14 protein-coding genes are annotated in these 15,518 nt (G+C 64.0%); 8 read left to right on the top strand and 6 right to left on the bottom strand.

Features of this window, described 5'->3' with window-relative positions; all coding sequences use genetic code 11:
• The first annotated feature begins 19 nt into the window (after window positions 1-19).
• Window positions 20-955, top strand: coding sequence for a hypothetical protein (locus GRI97_RS02650; protein ID WP_161389571.1), 936 nt, complete (start codon window positions 20-22; stop codon window positions 953-955).
• 72 nt (window positions 956-1,027) lie between these two features.
• On the top strand, window positions 1,028-1,636 hold the full coding sequence (locus GRI97_RS02645; protein WP_161389570.1) for a murein L,D-transpeptidase catalytic domain-containing protein: 609 nt from the start codon (window positions 1,028-1,030) through the stop codon (window positions 1,634-1,636).
• Window positions 1,637-1,690: 54 nt separating this feature from the next.
• On the opposite strand, the gene GRI97_RS02640 is transcribed toward GRI97_RS02645, so the two are convergent.
• Window positions 1,691-3,037: a L,D-transpeptidase family protein gene (locus GRI97_RS02640; protein WP_161389569.1), complete on the bottom strand. Its 1,347-nt coding sequence runs from the start codon at window positions 3,035-3,037 to the stop codon at window positions 1,691-1,693.
• A gap of 300 nt (window positions 3,038-3,337) precedes the next feature.
• On the opposite strand from GRI97_RS02640, the gene GRI97_RS02635 reads away from it, so the two are divergent.
• Window positions 3,338-4,213 (top strand): DMT family transporter, encoded by an 876-nt coding sequence (locus GRI97_RS02635; RefSeq protein ID WP_161389568.1) that lies wholly within the window; start codon window positions 3,338-3,340, stop codon window positions 4,211-4,213.
• Window positions 4,214-4,219: 6 nt separating this feature from the next.
• Here GRI97_RS02635 and GRI97_RS02630 read toward each other — a convergent pair whose 3' ends face one another.
• Entirely contained in the window at window positions 4,220-4,402 is a 183-nt protein-coding gene (locus GRI97_RS02630; RefSeq protein WP_161389567.1) for a hypothetical protein, read from the bottom strand.
• A gap of 389 nt (window positions 4,403-4,791) precedes the next feature.
• On the opposite strand from GRI97_RS02630, the gene acnA reads away from it, so the two are divergent.
• Window positions 4,792-7,464: an aconitate hydratase AcnA gene (gene acnA, locus GRI97_RS02625; RefSeq protein WP_161389566.1), complete on the top strand. Its 2,673-nt coding sequence runs from the start codon at window positions 4,792-4,794 to the stop codon at window positions 7,462-7,464.
• 119 nt (window positions 7,465-7,583) lie between these two features.
• On the opposite strand, the gene GRI97_RS02620 is transcribed toward acnA, so the two are convergent.
• The 4 genes from GRI97_RS02620 to ruvA form a co-directional block, all read right to left on the bottom strand.
• Complete coding sequence (locus tag GRI97_RS02620; RefSeq protein WP_235917584.1) at window positions 7,584-8,513, bottom strand: PEP-CTERM sorting domain-containing protein; 930 nt, start codon at window positions 8,511-8,513, stop codon at window positions 7,584-7,586.
• Between the two features lie 243 nt (window positions 8,514-8,756).
• Complete coding sequence (ruvB, locus tag GRI97_RS02615) at window positions 8,757-9,788, bottom strand: Holliday junction branch migration DNA helicase RuvB (RefSeq protein WP_161389564.1); 1,032 nt, start codon at window positions 9,786-9,788, stop codon at window positions 8,757-8,759.
• Window positions 9,789-9,855: 67 nt separating this feature from the next.
• The gene (locus tag GRI97_RS02610; RefSeq protein ID WP_161389563.1) at window positions 9,856-10,542 is read right to left on the bottom strand and encodes a hypothetical protein; all 687 of its coding nucleotides are present in this window, start codon (window positions 10,540-10,542) and stop codon (window positions 9,856-9,858) included.
• A gap of 64 nt (window positions 10,543-10,606) precedes the next feature.
• The gene (gene ruvA / locus GRI97_RS02605; RefSeq protein WP_161389562.1) at window positions 10,607-11,215 is read right to left on the bottom strand and encodes a Holliday junction branch migration protein RuvA; all 609 of its coding nucleotides are present in this window, start codon (window positions 11,213-11,215) and stop codon (window positions 10,607-10,609) included.
• Between the two features lie 102 nt (window positions 11,216-11,317).
• Here ruvA and aroC point away from each other — a divergent pair, with 102 nt between their 5' ends.
• The 4 genes from aroC (at window position 11,318) to GRI97_RS02585 (ending at window position 15,514) form a co-directional block, all read left to right on the top strand.
• On the top strand, window positions 11,318-12,388 hold the full coding sequence (gene aroC, locus GRI97_RS02600) for a chorismate synthase (RefSeq protein ID WP_161389561.1): 1,071 nt from the start codon (window positions 11,318-11,320) through the stop codon (window positions 12,386-12,388).
• Window positions 12,389-12,632: 244 nt separating this feature from the next.
• On the top strand, window positions 12,633-13,199 hold the full coding sequence (ahpC, locus tag GRI97_RS02595; RefSeq protein WP_161389560.1) for an alkyl hydroperoxide reductase subunit C: 567 nt from the start codon (window positions 12,633-12,635) through the stop codon (window positions 13,197-13,199).
• Window positions 13,200-13,329: 130 nt separating this feature from the next.
• Entirely contained in the window at window positions 13,330-14,919 is a 1,590-nt protein-coding gene (ahpF, locus tag GRI97_RS02590) for an alkyl hydroperoxide reductase subunit F (protein ID WP_161389559.1), read from the top strand.
• Between the two features lie 130 nt (window positions 14,920-15,049).
• Entirely contained in the window at window positions 15,050-15,514 is a 465-nt protein-coding gene (locus GRI97_RS02585; protein WP_161389558.1) for a nuclear transport factor 2 family protein, read from the top strand.
• The last annotated feature ends 4 nt before the right edge of the window (window positions 15,515-15,518 follow it).

Genomic DNA, 15,518 nt, shown 5'->3' with positions numbered 1-15,518 from the left:
GCATGCTAAGGATGGCGGCATGACGATACACCGGTTCCTGCCGCATCGCTGGCGCAGCCAGATCGAAGCCGCCCGCCATGCGGATGCCATCGCCGATATCCTCGAAACGCCGCCAATCCAGCCGCGCAATGACGGGCTGGTGCTGTTTTCCATGATGGGCACGGCGGTGCTGCTGCCCTATCTGGTGGCGGTCAAATCCCTGTGGCACCATCTGCGGCGCGGCCGCATCGTCATTCTGGATGACGGCACGCTGACCGCGCAGGACCGCGCGGTGCTGGCGCATCATTGCGGCGATCCCGAACTGATCCGACTGGACAGCGTGATGCGCGGCCCCTTCCCCAAAGGGGGCACCTGGGAACGGCTGCTGACCATCCTGGACCGGCGCGACAGCGAATATTGGGTGCAACTGGACAGCGACACGGTGACCACCGGGCCGGTGGATGAAGTGGCGGGCGCCATTGCCCGCAACCACAGCTTCATCCTGCTGGGCGGGCACGACGCCGAAATCGGCGTGCTGCCCACGGCTGAGATCGCCCGGCAACTCTATCCCGAAGGACCGGGCGAAGGCCATGTGCAGCGCCGGGTCGAATCGCGGCTGGGGATGATCCCCGATGAACGCGGCTGGCGCTATGTGCGCGGCTGTTCAGGCTTTGCCGGATTTTCCGCCATGGGGCCGGACCGGAGGCTGGCCGCCGCCTTCCTGGCGGAAATGGAACGGATGATAGGCCCGGCCGACACGCATATCTGGGGCACGGAGCAGATCACGTCCAATTTCGTGCTGGCCAATGAATCGAACCAGGTGCTGCTGCCGGTTGATCGTTATCCCAACTACTGGGGCGAAACGCTGAAGCCCGATACGGCCTTCATCCATTTCGTCGGCACCCATCGCCACGCCCAGGGCGCCTATGTCGCGGCCAGCCGCAAGGCGATCGACGCGATCCGCGCGGCAGGGTGATCCCTGCGCCGGAACCGTACGTTCATCGCGCGGCTATTCAATTGCTGGCATGAAGCGGTTATGCCCCTGCCCATGAACCGCCGTGATTTCCTTGCCGCCTCCACCGCTGGCGCCGCCGCACTGGCCCTGCCGCTGCGCGTGGCCGCACAGGCCGCGCCTGACGAGCGTACCCGCCGCATTCTCGACATCGCCAAGCGCGAAGTCGAACGCGCAGGCGACGTGCTGTGGCGACGCGACATCGCCGGGATCGCCGATTTCGGCGTGCATTCGTCCATTCCCCGGTTCCATTTCGCCAATCTGGAAAACGGCACCGTCCGCAGTTTCCTGGTGACTCATGGGACCGGATCGGACCCGGAACATGATGGCTGGCTGAAGAATTTTTCGAATGTCGACGGATCGCTCTGCACCAGCCGGGGCGCCTATATCTCGTGGGAATGGTACACCGGTCGCTATGGCACCTCGATCCGGCTGGGTGGGCTGGATGCGGACAATTCCAATGCCCTGCCGCGCGCCATCGTGATGCATGCGGCCAGCTATGCGACGCCCGAACATGTGGCGCGCTGGGGGCGGCTGGGCCGTTCGAACGGCTGCTTTGCGATGGGGCCGGAGGATTTTCGCGAAGCGCTGTGGCACCTGTCCGGCGGGCGCTTGCTCTATGCCGAACAGCTCGGCATCACCTGATCATAGCTGAGCCTGCAACAGCCGGCCGGAACGATCCGGCCGGCTGCAGGAACATCAGGTGGTCTGCAGATCGTCGACGATCTCGACCGCTTCTTCACTGGTGACACGGGCGCGGTTGCCCACGCGGGCGGCGTTGAAGCTGGCGAGCACCGGCGCATCACGACCATAGATGTCGTTGAAGCTGCGCAGATTGCCGTCGATGTCACGGCCCATCGTGAAATAGGTGATGTAGACGGGCATCGTCTTGACCACCGGCACGCGGGTGTATTTGCCCGAGCGGGAGATATCGACCGCTTCTTCGCGGGTCGCGCCCTGGCCCAGGATGGCGATTGTCATCGCCAGTTCCAGCGCGCGTTCGGTGCGGATGCAGCCATGGCTGAGCGCACGATTATCATTGTTGAACAGATGACGCGAGGGCGTGTCATGCAGGAAGATCGCATGCGGGTTTGGCATGTCGAGCTTCATCATGCCCAGCGAATTGCCCGGGCCCGGCTGCTGCACGACGCTGACATAGCCATTGGCGCCGCGCGTGGCGCGGTAGCCGTTGTTGCGCGCCCAGGTGGGATTGTTGAGCACGCGCGCGCCCAGCCCTTCCCCCTTCACGATCGATTGCGGCACGGTCCAGGTCGGGTTGAACACCACGCCCGACACGGTTTCCGCCAGCTGCGGCGTGGCCGTGCGGCCCGGCTTGCCGACGACCGTGCGATAGGTGCGGATGATCTGGTCATTGACCGTCAGGCGCAGCTGATATTCGGGCACATTGGTGATCAGATACTGCCCGCCCAGATCGCGCGCGAGCCAGCGCCAGCGATCCATATTGGCGCGAATCGCATTCTTGCGGCGGGTATCATTGCCAGCGCTGGCCAGCGCTTCACGCAGGGCAGCGTAATCAGGGTGGGTCGGGTTGAGGCCGGACAGGGTGGCGGCCACATCGTCGCTGGTCAGCGCATCCTGCATCAGCCGGCCGGTGGGCAGCAGATCCGCATCGGGATCGACCACGAACCATTGCCGGCGGGCGGACATGGGCGTGCGCCCATCGCGCAGATCTTCCACCAGCCAGGTGAAAGTACGGCTGGCCTGTTCGTCCAGCTGCGCCCCCTCGCCAGCATCAATGGCACTGCGCAGCTGCGTGACCTGATAGTCCGCCGGAATCAGCCCTTCTGCGCCGATCCCCTCCGCATAGCGCAAAAGCGCCCGGGCACTGTCCACATTCCATTGCATGACGGCGGGATAGGTGGGCTGCGTCACGGCCAGATCGCTGAATGCCTCGCTGACAGGGGAGGAAACCGCCTCCACCGCATCATCTTCGAGCACCCGCTCGGAACGGAGATCCTGCGCGGCGATCGGCGCGGCAAGCGCGGCCAGGATCACCGGCCAGGAATTCCGAATTGAAAGCTTCATCGTACGTCGCCCTGTTCGCTGCGCATGCTGTTGCGATGCTGAATATTTGAAATGCCGCATATTCGCGTCGTCTGCGCGGATTTTGCCTGTTTCATGACACGCTATCAAGCCAACGGCCTTGCTCGTGCATGAATCGGGTAAGTTGCTGTGATATTTACGTCCCGCAACGGCGCAGTTCCGGTCTGGTTCCGGCGCAAATCCGTGCTTTGTGGCGAATTGTTGCATGGGCGAAAATTGCCGCCTGAATGGTCACCGCGACGGCAGTTTCCATCGCGGCGAGAATCGGCCTAGGGCGCGCCCATGGCTGACAAGCGTGCCCTGCTGCCCTTCCTTGCCGCCCTGTTGGGCGTGGGCCTGTTTTCGACGATGGACGGCTTCGCCAAATTCGCGACGCTGGCGGTCGGCGCCTATAGCGCGCTGCTTTGGCGCAGCGGGTTCGGCATTGTTTTGGCTGGCGGGGCCTGGCTGCTGCATGGTGCGCGCCGGCCACCTGCCAAAGTTCTGAAAATCCATCTGCTGCGCGGCATGGTGATGGCAGGGATGGCCTTCACCTTCTTCTGGGGCGTTGCGCGCTTGCCGCTGGCCGAAGCGATTGCCCTTGGCCTGTCCGCCCCCTTGCTGGCGCTCTGTCTGGCGGCTGTGCTGCTGGGGGAACGGATTGATTTGCAGGCGATCGGGGCATCGCTGATCGGGCTGATCGGCGTGATGATCATTGCCGGCGGCCGGATCACCACGTCGGATGCGGGTACGGATCAGGCCTGGGGTATCGCTGCCCTGCTGCTGTCTGCCCTGCTCTATGCCTGGAACCTGATCCTGCAGCGGCAACAGGCGCTGCTGGCGCACCCCTTTGAAGTGGCCGCGTTTCAGAATCTGGTGGTCGGAGCCGTGCTGTTGCCGCTGGCGCCGTGGCTGGCCATCTGGCCGGCAGGCGCGGTGTGGCAGGCCATCGCCATGGCGGCGCTGCTGTCGGTGCTGGCCGCCATGCTGCTGTCCTGGGCCTATGGCCGTGCAGAGGCGCAGGCGCTGGTACCGCTGGAATACAGCGCATTTCTGTGGGCCGCCCTGGTGGGCTGGATCGCCTTTGCCGAACCGCTGACCTGGCCGCTGGTGACCGGAGCCGGGCTGATCGTGCTGGGATGCTGGATCACCACCCGGCGCAAGACAACCGCGCCCTGACGCGGATCAGTTCTGACCGGCTGGTGTTGCCTGGGCGGATGCGGCCTGGTTTTGTGCAGCGGAATCGCCAGCGTCGAATTTCTGCCACGCCATCCCCAGGGCCGCGCCGGTGAAGGCTGCAACCACCAACGCCACGGCCATCACGCCGACCCGCAAGGGTTCACGCCGGGGTTCGCCGCCGCCTAACATCTGTGCTGCCCGTTCATGATCGCATAGCTATCGCGCGAGAGCCGATCCGACCAGACTTGCGCGCCAGAACAGCGTCAGCGCGACAAAAAGATCGCCGTCACAAAGCACAACACCACGGCCATGGCCGCCGCGATGACGCCGGCATTCATGGAATTGAACTTTTGTGATTTTTCAAACGACTGCGACATGGCTTTGTCCCTGCGCCCGCCAACGGGCGGATCGGGCCACTAGACTATCGCTAGGCATTCGCAAGACTAAAACTTCATAACTTCCGCTCCGGGCGAACTTGCCCTTGATCTTGCGGCACGGAGACCACACTTCCCCGGTAAACGGGCACTTTATTGCACCTGCGAAGAGAGCCTGACGCGGACAGAAAGGACCCAGCCAAGATGACGCAAGCCGGCCAAGATACGCTCGGAACGCGGAGCAACCTGGAGGTAGGTGGCAAGACCTACGCCTATTATTCGCTCAAGAAGGCCGCGCAGAAAATCGGTGACATCAGCCGCCTGCCGTTTTCGATGAAAGTACTGCTGGAAAATCTGCTGCGCTTCGAAGACGGTGGCTTCACTGTATCGCAGGCCGATATCCAGGCACTGGCCGATTGGCAGAAGAACCCTGATACCGGGGAGGAAATCCAGTATCGCCCCGCGCGCGTGCTGATGCAGGATTTCACCGGCGTGCCCTGCGTCGTCGATCTGGCCGCCATGCGCGATGCCATTGCCAAGCTGGGCGGCGACACCAGCAAGATCAACCCGCTGGTTCCCGTGCATCTGGTGATCGACCATTCGGTGATGGTGGACGAGTTCGGCCACCCTAAGGCGTTCGAAAAGAACATGGAACTGGAATACGCCCGCAATGCGGAGCGGTACGACTTCCTGAAATGGGGTGCCAAGAGCCTCGACAATTTCAAGGCCGTGCCCCCGGGCACCGGCATCTGCCACCAGGTGAACCTGGAGCATATTGGCGCGGGTGTCTGGTCGAGCATGGACCAGAACGGCGAATTGGTCGCCTATCCCGATACCTGCGTCGGCACCGACAGCCACACCACCATGATCAACGGCCTGGGCGTGCTGGGCTGGGGCGTGGGCGGGATCGAGGCCGAGGCGGCGATGCTGGGGCAGCCGGTTTCGATGCTGATCCCCGAAGTGGTCGGCTTCAAGCTGACGGGCACGCTGGCCGAAGGCGTGACCGCGACCGATCTGGTGCTGACCTGCGTCCAGATGCTGCGCGCGGTGGGCGTGGTCGGCCGGTTCGTGGAATTCTATGGCCCGGGCGTTTCGACCCTGAGCCTGGCCGACCGTGCGACCATCGCCAATATGGCGCCCGAATATGGTGCCACCTGCGGATTCTTCGGGATCGACCACAAGACGCTGGATTATCTGCGCCTGACCGGCCGCGACGAAAACCAGATCGCGCTGGTGGAAGCCTATTCACGCGAACAGGGCATGTGGTTCACCCCTGATCACGAACCGATTTTCACCAAGACGCTGGAACTCGATGTCGGCACCGTCGTGCCCTCTCTCGCCGGGCCCAAGCGCCCGCAGGACAAGGTGGTGCTGACCGAGGTCGACGATCTGTTCAATGACGAGTTGCACAAGCTGTATGGCAAGGCCGAACCGCGCCGCGTGCCCGTCGATGGCGAAGGCCATGATATCGGCGATGGCGACGTGGTGATTGCCGCCATTACCAGCTGCACCAATACATCCAACCCCAGCGTGCTGGTGGCCGCCGGGCTGGTGGCCAAGAAGGCGCATGAGCGCGGGCTGAAGCCCAAGCCCTGGGTCAAGACCAGCCTGGCCCCCGGATCGCAGGTGGTGACCGACTATCTCGAAAAAGCCGGGCTGCAGGAACATCTCGACGCGGTCGGGTTCGATCTGGTCGGCTATGGGTGCACCACCTGCATCGGCAATTCCGGCCCGCTGGCGCCGCCGATCAGCCAGGCGATCAACAGCAATGACATTATTGCCGCCAGCGTGCTGTCGGGTAACCGCAACTTCGAAGGGCGCGTCAGCCCCGATGTGCGGGCCAATTTCCTGGCCAGTCCGCCGCTGGTGGTGGCCTATGCGCTGAAAGGTACGGTGACCGAGGATTTCACCACCACACCGATCGGTCAGGACAATGACGGGGCCGATGTGTTCCTGCGCGACATCTGGCCCAGCAATCAGGAAGTCACCGAGTTGATGAACGGCTGCATCGACCGGGAAATGTTCCAGGCGCGCTATGCCGATGTCTACAAGGGTGACGAACACTGGCAGGCGATCGATGTGACCGGATCCGACACCTATCAGTGGCGCCCGGGCAGCACCTATGTGGCCAACCCGCCCTATTTCGAAGGACTGACCATGACGCCGGCCCCGGTGCTCGACATCATCGAGGCCATGCCGCTGGCGATCCTGGGCGATTCGGTGACCACCGATCACATCAGCCCGGCCGGTTCGATCAAGGCAGACAGCCCGGCCGGCATCTATCTGCTGGAAAACCAGGTATCGAAGGCGGACTTCAATTCCTATGGGTCACGGCGCGGCAATCATGAAGTCATGATGCGCGGCACCTTCGCCAATATCCGTATTCGCAACGAAATGGTGCCCGGCGTGGAAGGCGGCATGACCGCCTACAACGGGGAAACCATGGCCATTTACGATGCGGCCATGAAGCACAAGGCCGATGGCACCCCGCTGGTGGTGATCGGCGGCAAGGAATATGGCACGGGTTCCAGCCGCGACTGGGCCGCCAAGGGCACCAATCTGCTGGGCGTGCGGATGGTCATCGTCGAAAGCTTCGAACGCATCCACCGGTCCAATCTGGTCGGCATGGGCGTGCTGCCGCTGCAGTTCCACGAGGGTGACACGCGCGATACGCTGGGGCTGACGGGCAACGACAGCTTCACCATCACCGGCCTGGCCAATCTGACGCCGGGGCAGGATGTACCGGTGCTGGTAAGCCGCCCGGATGGCACCGGTTTCACCTTCATCGCCAAGTGCCGGATCGATACCGCCAATGAGATGGAATATTACCGCAATGGCGGCATCCTGCAGTATGTGCTGCGCAAGCTGGCCGCCTGATCCGCACTGCCCCGCCACGGCGGGGCTGATGGCAAGGTTTGCATGAAAAAGCCGGCCGTTCCCTCAGGAGCGGCCGGCTTTTTCATGCCGTCAGAAACGATCGAAGGCGAAAAGCCCCGTCAGGCAAGCTGCGGCTTGCCGCCCTGGATGCGGCGGCGTGCGAAGACGGCGACGGCACCAGCACCGAACAGCAGCAACATCGGCGGGGCCGGAACCGGGGTTCCGCCATTGCTGGTGGTGCTGGTGGTCGTCGTTCCCGGCTTCGTACCCGACGTGGTGGAGGTCGAGGTCGACGTTGAGGTGCTGGTGGATGACGAGGTCGAGGTGGATGTCGAAGTCGACGAAGACGTGGACGAGGATGTCGACGTGCTCGTGCTCACATTGCCCGACGAAGTGGTGGTCGTGGTGGTGACTGCCCCGGTCGAGGTGCTTACGCTGCCCGTGCTGGTGCTGACACTCCCGCTGCTGGTGCTGACGCTGCCGGTGCTGGTCGTCACGGCACCGGTGGTGCTGGTGATGCCGATATCGATGTCGATATCCGGGGTGTTACCGCCAGAGGTGGTCGTGGTGGTGGAAATGTCCACGCTGGCATTGCCGCCACCGCCGCCACCACCGAAGAAGCCGCCGACAAAGCCGCCCCCGAAACCACCGAAGCCGCCCGATCCGCCCACGATGATAGGCTGACCGCCACCGCCGCCACCGACCGGAGCCTGGGGCATGGGGGGAAGCGGCAGGGGCAGCATGGCCATCTGCTGTTCGGCGATGCAGCACTGTGCCGCACCATCAGGGCCTTCGCCGCAATCGCCCAGCTGCATCGGCGGTACGCAGTCGATCACGCGGCGGATGCGGCGCACTTCGCGCGGTTCCGTCCGCACGACGCGTTCGGCGCGGCGCGGGGTGGGCGCAGGCGTGGCTCGCACCGGGGTGCGCTTCACTTCTTTCACCGACTTGTAATCGACCTGGACCGACTGCGGTTCGGCCACATGGACCGCGCCGCCCCCGACGATCGCCCCGCCGGCGGCAATCGCGGACAATTTTGCAAGGGCCATACGTACCGACATGGGCAATCTCTCTTCGTGTTGGCGGGCACGCTGCCGATCAGATGAGCGTGGTGCTTTCCGTTATTGTCACAGAACACGCGAATGAGACGTTACGGCAATCGACTTCCGCATGATTTGGTCTGCTGAAACGCAGAAATATCGTTAACAGCGCCCTAACGGAAGGGTCCTGTCCCACTATGGAACCATTGCCGGGTGATTCACCAAGGCAAATCGTCCCCGATCACCTCCAAATCACCCCTCCGTACCGTCGAACAGGCCACCCTGCCCTCCGGCCGGCGGTGCGAGTCCCAGATGTTTCCACCCCCCCGCATTGAGGCAACGGCCGCGAGCGGTGCGCGCGATCAGACCCAGCTGGATCAGATAGGGCTCCACGACCTCTTCCACCGTATCGCGTGGCTCGGCGAGGCCGGCGGCGAGCGTTTCGACGCCGACTGGGCCACCCTGATAAATATCGGCAATCATCGTCAAATAGCGCCGGTCCATCGCGTCGAGTCCAAGCGAATCGACCTCCAGCCGGGTCAGCGAGGCGTCGGCGATTTCTGCCGTCACCCGGGGTGCGCCTGCGACATGGGCGAAATCGCGCACCCGGCGCAGCAGGCGCCCGGCCACACGCGGGGTGCCGCGTGAACGGCGGGCAATTTCCCGCGCCCCGCTTTCATCGATCGCCATGCCCAGCAGGCCCGCCGCGCGCCGCACCACCAGCGTCAGTTCCGCCTCCGTATAGAAGATCAGCCGCACGGGAATGCCGAAGCGATCGCGCAGTGGCGTCGTCAGCAGCCCCTGTCGTGTCGTTGCGCCGACCAGGGTGAAGGGCGGCAGATCGATCCGCACGCTGCGCGCCGAGGGGCCCTCCCCAATGATGATATCCAGCGCGCGGTCTTCCATCGCGGGATAGAGCACCTCTTCCACCACGGGATTGAGACGGTGGATTTCATCGATGAACAGCACGTCATGCGGTTCGAGATTGGTCAGCAGCGCGGCCAGATCGCCGGCGCGGGCGATCACCGGCCCACTGGTGGCGCGGAAGCCCACGCCCAGTTCCTTGGCCACGATCTGCGCCAGCGTGGTCTTGCCCAGCCCCGGCGGCCCGTAGAACAGCACATGATCCATCGCTTCGCCCCGCCCCCGCGCGGCTTCGATGAAGACGCGCATGTTCTCGCGCGCGGCGGCCTGGCCGACGAATTCGTCGAGCGATTTGGGGCGCAGCGCGGCATCGACATCTTCGGGTTGCCGTTGCGGGGACAGATCGGGGTTGGAGCTCACGCCTTCCCCGCTACCGGTAAAGACCCTGCCGAAACAAGGGCAGGGTGACATGGCAGGTGGGCAGGGATCATTTGCGCACGGAATCCACCCAGCGCCAGAACGGATCGTCGCTGTCATCGACATCCATTTCCGCGATCGGCGTGGTGATGATCTCTGCCGCCGTTTCCGGCACGGTCACGCCGAACCTGTCCGCCAGGAAAGCGCGCAGCTGTTCCGGTTCGGGATCGGGGAAATCTTCCTGTTCGAAGCCCGGATCATCGGCATCGGCCAGATACTCATCGGCAAAAATTTCTGCCGGGCTCTGATCATAGGCTTCCGGCCAGCACAATTCCTCGTAACCGATCGCCAGCAGGCGCAGGAAATCGACCGGATCGCTGGCCATGATACCCGACAGGGTGGAGCCTGACCCCGACCCCAGCGCAACGATATGCTGCTGCCCCGCATCATCCATCCACAGCCCGGCATGGCTGCCATCCCCGCCAATACGGAAGAACACCACCACCCGGTCGGCCAGCGCCGGATCGTCATTGCCGGTCCAGTATTTCATGAAATCGCGTTCGGGTTCGACCGTGATCAGGCTGGTCCGTTCCTGCCCTTCGACGATCAGGCCATATTCGCCATTGCCGCGCTGCGACGGGCGCGTGAGCCCCTGCGCCTGCTGCCAGGCGAAGAAGCGCGCCAGCGGTTCCGGCGCCGGATTGCTGGCCGGAAAAGCGGCCAGCATGCGTGCGGTAAAATCCTGATTATCAGCCAAGAACTCTCTCCGTTTGGCCCCCGCGAAACTTCACCCCCCGGCGAAATTCATGTCTTGCATCAGTTCACCCGGTTGCCTTCTTCAGCGCGATGCGCACCAGATCGTTCAGCCCGGCATCCTCCCCCAGATCGGCTTGGGCCTGCGCCACAGCAGCGGCGGCGATGGCCGGTTTGAAGCCGAGATTTTGCAGGGCCGAGACAGCATCGGCGCTGGCCGAGCCGGCCTGGGACACGGCCACGGCGGCAAAGCCCGCCCCGCCGCCACCGGGCATGGCGCCGGCCCGATCCTTCAATTCATTGACGATCCGCCCGGCCAGCTTGGGTCCGACGCCATTGGCGCGGGCCACGGTGGCGGCATCCTGCGCAGCGCAGGCATTGCGCAATTCGCCGGGGGTCAGCACGGACAGAATCGCCAGCGCCACCTTGCTGCCCACACCCTGCACCAACGTCAGCAGGCGGAACCAGTCCCGCTCTGCCGCTTCGGCAAAACCGAGCAGGCGCATGTCGTTTTCGCTGACCTGCAGATCGGTAAACACGGTGCAGGCTTCCCCCACATTACCCAAGGCAGTGAGGGTTCTGGACGAACAATGGACCAGATAGCCGACGCCCTGGACGTCGATTATCGCCCAGTCGACACCGGTTTCGTCAAGCAGGCCTTTGAGCTTCGCGATCATGTTCTGTTCCTGCCGCAGCGCGGCGGGTTTGGCCAGCCACTATCGCCAGCCAGACCGCGCCGATGATGGACAGCGATGCCCAATTGCGCCAAGGCACCGGGCATGAGCGTCAACACATTCGGCCGCGTTTTCCGTTTCACCACCTGGGGCGAAAGCCATGGGCCGGCGCTGGGCGCCGTGGTCGATGGGTGCCCGCCGGGGCTGGAGCTGGACGAGGCGGCGATCCAGCCGTTTCTGGATGCGCGCAAGCCGGGGACGAGCAAGTTCACCACCCAGCGGCGCGAGGCCGATGAGGTCAAGATCCTGTCCGGCGTGTTCGAAGGGAAGACCACCGGCACGCCGATCAGCCTGATGATCGAGAACACCGATCAGCGGTCGAAGGACTATTCCGATGTGGCGCTGGCTTACCGGCCCGGCCATGCCGATTACGCCTATGACGCCAAATATGGCTTCCGCGATTATCGCGGTGGTGGGCGGAGCAGTGCGCGGGAGACGGCGGCGCGGGTGGCGGCGGGCGCGGTGGCGCGGCTGGTGATCCCCGAGGTCACCATTCTGGCCTATGTGACGGAAATCGGCGGGGATGCGATCGATCCGGCCAATTTCGACGCGGCGCAAATCCGCGCCAATCCGTTTTTCTGCCCCGATGCCGCCGCAGCCGAACGCTGGGCCGAGCTGGTCGACAAGGCGCGGCTGGATGGATCGAGCCTGGGCGCGGTGGTGGAATGCATTGCCACGGGCGTGCCCGCCGGTTGGGGCGCCCCGCTCTATGGCAAGCTGGACGCCGATCTGGCGGCCGCGATGATGGGCATCAATGCGGTCAAGGCCGTTGAAATCGGGGACGGATTTGCCGCCGCCCGGCTGCGCGGGGAAGACAATGCCGACCCCATGCGGCCCGGCGCGGACGGCAAGCCGGAATTCACCGCCAACCATGCCGGCGGCATCGCCGGGGGGATTGCCACGGGGCAGCCGGTGGTGGTGCGTGTAGGGTTCAAGCCGACGAGTTCGATCCTGATCCCGCAGGAAACCATCACCCGCGAGGGCACCGCGACGCAGCTGGCGACCAAGGGACGGCATGATCCCTGCGTCGGCATTCGCGGTACGCCGGTGGTCGAGGCGATGATGGCGCTGGTGCTGGCGGACCACAAATTGCTGCATCGCGGGCAGATCGGCTGACGCGCTGCCTGCGCAGGAGCGCGCGCTGCCTGCGCATGAACGCGCCGGGCCCGCGCTTTTTGCCTGAAATCGGCGCAGGCTCGGTTCGTCATTGAAATGCAACATCTGATCGTTGATTTCGATCAATCCGATTTGATTGATTTATTCTATCAAACAAATCGAGACTCCTCGCTGGCACATCGGGCCGGCGCCGCCTATCTCCCTTCTCGTCAGTTTCAACCAACCTCGAGAGGGATTTTTCCGCATGGGTATTATCGGCAGCACCATCAAGCCGTTCAAGGCAACCGCCTTCCAGAAGGGCAAGGACTTCTTCGACGTCACCGAAGGCGATCTGGCCGGCAAGTGGGCCGTGTTCTTCTTCTACCCGGCAGACTTCACCTTCGTCTGCCCGACCGAACTGGAAGATCTGGGCAAGCAGTATGCAACGCTGCAGGGCCTGGGCGTCGAAGTGTTCGGCGTTTCGACCGACACCCATTTCAGCCACAAGGCCTGGCACGACACGTCCGACAAGATCGGCAAGATCGATTACGCCTTCCTGGGCGACCAGCTGCACACCCTGTCCAAGAACTTCGGCGTGCTGCGTGAAGATTCCGGCCTGGCCGATCGCGCCACCTTCGTGGTCGATCCCGATGGCGTGATCCAGCTGGTCGAAATCACCTCCGAAGGCGTCGGCCGCAATGCTGTGGAACTGGTCCGCAAGATCAAGGCCGCCCAGTATGTCCGTTCGCATCCGGGTGAAGTCTGCCCGGCCGCATGGGAAGAAGGCGGTGAAACGCTTGCTCCCTCGCTCGACCTCGTCGGCAAGATCTAAGCTCCGCATTTCGCGCCCGCCGCATTGAGCGGGCCGTGTGGCCCGGGGCTTTCTCCAAAGCCCCGGGCCATTTTTATGTCCGGTGCATTTATCGTCCGAACCCATTTCATCGTTTTTCAGGGAATTTCACATGCTCGACGCCACGATGACGCAACAGCTCTCCCAATATCTCGCCATGCTGCGCGAGCCGATCGAGCTCGTCGCCTCGCTGGGCGACGATGCCAAATCCGCCCAGACCCGCGAACTGATCGAGGAAATCGCCGCGCTGAGCGACAAGGTTTCGGCCAGCTTCGACGGCACCCATGAACGCAAGCCCAGCTTCGTGATCCGCCGCGCATCCGACGCAGGCAAATGGGTCCGTTTCGCCGGCCTGCCGATGGGCCATGAATTCACCAGCCTGGTGCTGGCCCTGCTGTGGGCCGGTGGCCACCCGCCCAAGGTGGAGCAGGAGGTGATCGACCAGATCGCCGGGCTGGAAGGCGATTACGAGTTCGAGATGTATTTCTCCCTGTCATGCCACAACTGCCCCGACGTGGTGCAGGCGTTGACGCTGATGGCGCTGAACAATCCGCGCATTCACGCCACGCTGATCGAAGGCGGCACGTTCCAGGAAGAGGTGGACCGGCGCAATGTGATGGCGGTGCCGGCCACCTTCCTGAACGGCGAGATGTTCGCCAGCGGCAAGATGGGCGTGGAAGAAATCCTGTCCAAGCTGGACGGCAATGCCGGCGCCCGCGCTGCGGCCAAGCTGGCCGACAAGAAGCCGTTCGAAGTGCTGGTGGTGGGCGGCGGCCCGGCCGGTGCGGCCGCGTCGATCTATACCGCGCGCAAGGGCTTTTCCACGGGCATCGCGGCCGAACGGTTCGGCGGGCAGGTGCTGGACACGGTGGGGATCGAGAACTTCATTTCCGTGCCCTATACCGAAGGGCCCAAGCTGGCCGCGCAGTTGGAAGCGCATGTGGGTGAATATGCCATCGATGTGATGAACCTGCAGACCGCGACCAAGCTGATCCCGGCGGCACGACCCGGCGGACTGCATGAGGTGCAGTTCGAAAACGGGGCGAGCCTGAAGGCGCGCACGCTGATCCTGTCGACCGGGGCCCGCTGGCGCAATCTGGGCGTGCCGGGCGAATTCGAATACCGCAACCGCGGTGTCGCCTATTGCCCGCATTGCGATGGCCCGCTGTTCAAGGGCAAGCGCGTGGCGGTGATCGGCGGCGGCAACAGCGGCGTGGAAGCGGCGATCGACCTGGCCAATATCGTCGGCCATGTGACGCTGGTCGAATTCGACAGCAAGCTGCGCGCCGATCAGGTGCTGCAGGACAAGCTGCGCAGCATGAGCAATGTCGACATCCTGCTGTCGGCGCAGAGCACCGAGGTGACTGGCGATGGCGAGCGGGTGAACGGCCTGGTGTACAAGAATCGCGAAACCGGCGCGGAACACCGCGTCGATCTGGAAGGCGTGTTCGTCCAGATCGGGCTGGTGCCCAACACCGAATGGCTGAAGGACAGCGGTATCGAATTGTCCAAGTTCGGCGAGATCGTGATCGACACCCATGCGGCGACCAGCCTGCCGGGCATCTTCGCCGCCGGGGATTGCACCACCGTGCCGTTCAAGCAGATCATCATCGCCATGGGCGAAGGATCGAAGGCTGCACTGTCCGCCTTCGATTACCTGATCCGCAACGAAGCGGTGGATGAGGTGGCTCAGGCGGCCTGATCCGAAGAAGCGCGTGGTATTGGCAGGGGCGGTTGCCGGAAGGCTGCCGCCCCTGCTGTCATCTGAGGGGTTGAGCATGGCGGCCGGCTGCGCCAGTCTGGCGATCCCATTCCCGCTGACAGGATGCCCTATGTCCCGCCCCCCGCTGCCGCCCTTCACCGCCGAAACCGCCGCCCAGAAGGCGCGCATGGCGGAAGATGCCTGGAACGGGCGCGACCCCGACAAGGTGGCGCTGGCCTATACCGAGGGCAGCGTGTGGCGGAACCGCAGCGAGTTCATTACCGGGCGCGTGCAGATCGCCGAGTTCCTGCGGCAGAAATGGCTGCGCGAACTGGAGTATCGCCTGATCAAGGAGGTGTGGGCGTTTCACGATAACCGCATCGCCGCCCGCTTCGCCTATGAATGGCGCGATGACAGCGGCCAGTGGTACCGGTCTTACGGAAACGAGAACTGGGAATTCGACGAGGCCGGGCTGATGGCGCGGCGGATCGCATCGATCAATGATCTGCCGATCGGGGAGGCGGACCGGCTGTTCCACTGGCCCCAGGGCGTGCGCCCGGCCGATCATCCGGGATTGAGCGAATTGGGGCTGTAACCAC

It is taken from the genome of Croceibacterium xixiisoli, assembly GCF_009827305.1.
GTDB lineage: Bacteria > Pseudomonadota > Alphaproteobacteria > Sphingomonadales > Sphingomonadaceae > Croceibacterium_C > Croceibacterium_C xixiisoli.
The sequence above is the reverse complement of the archived record's forward strand: the minus strand, read 5'-3'. Positions and strand labels throughout refer to the sequence as shown.

What these genes read in the sequence shown, in the direction of transcription:
- GRI97_RS02650 (WP_161389571.1), top strand. Translation starts at nt 20, where the DNA reads ATGACGATACACCGGTTCCTGCCGCATCGCTGGCGCAGCCAGATCGAA.
- GRI97_RS02645 (WP_161389570.1), top strand. Translation starts at nt 1,028, where the DNA reads ATGAACCGCCGTGATTTCCTTGCCGCCTCCACCGCTGGCGCCGCCGCA.
- GRI97_RS02640 (WP_161389569.1), bottom strand. Translation starts at nt 3,037, where the DNA reads ATGAAGCTTTCAATTCGGAATTCCTGGCCGGTGATCCTGGCCGCGCTT.
- GRI97_RS02635 (WP_161389568.1), top strand. Translation starts at nt 3,338, where the DNA reads ATGGCTGACAAGCGTGCCCTGCTGCCCTTCCTTGCCGCCCTGTTGGGC.
- GRI97_RS02630 (WP_161389567.1), bottom strand. Translation starts at nt 4,402, where the DNA reads ATGTTAGGCGGCGGCGAACCCCGGCGTGAACCCTTGCGGGTCGGCGTG.
- acnA (WP_161389566.1), top strand. Translation starts at nt 4,792, where the DNA reads ATGACGCAAGCCGGCCAAGATACGCTCGGAACGCGGAGCAACCTGGAG.
- GRI97_RS02620 (WP_235917584.1), bottom strand. Translation starts at nt 8,513, where the DNA reads ATGGCCCTTGCAAAATTGTCCGCGATTGCCGCCGGCGGGGCGATCGTC.
- ruvA (WP_161389562.1), bottom strand. Translation starts at nt 11,215, where the DNA reads ATGATCGCGAAGCTCAAAGGCCTGCTTGACGAAACCGGTGTCGACTGG.
- aroC (WP_161389561.1), top strand. Translation starts at nt 11,318, where the DNA reads ATGAGCGTCAACACATTCGGCCGCGTTTTCCGTTTCACCACCTGGGGC.
- ahpC (WP_161389560.1), top strand. Translation starts at nt 12,633, where the DNA reads ATGGGTATTATCGGCAGCACCATCAAGCCGTTCAAGGCAACCGCCTTC.
- ahpF (WP_161389559.1), top strand. Translation starts at nt 13,330, where the DNA reads ATGCTCGACGCCACGATGACGCAACAGCTCTCCCAATATCTCGCCATG.
- GRI97_RS02585 (WP_161389558.1), top strand. Translation starts at nt 15,050, where the DNA reads ATGTCCCGCCCCCCGCTGCCGCCCTTCACCGCCGAAACCGCCGCCCAG.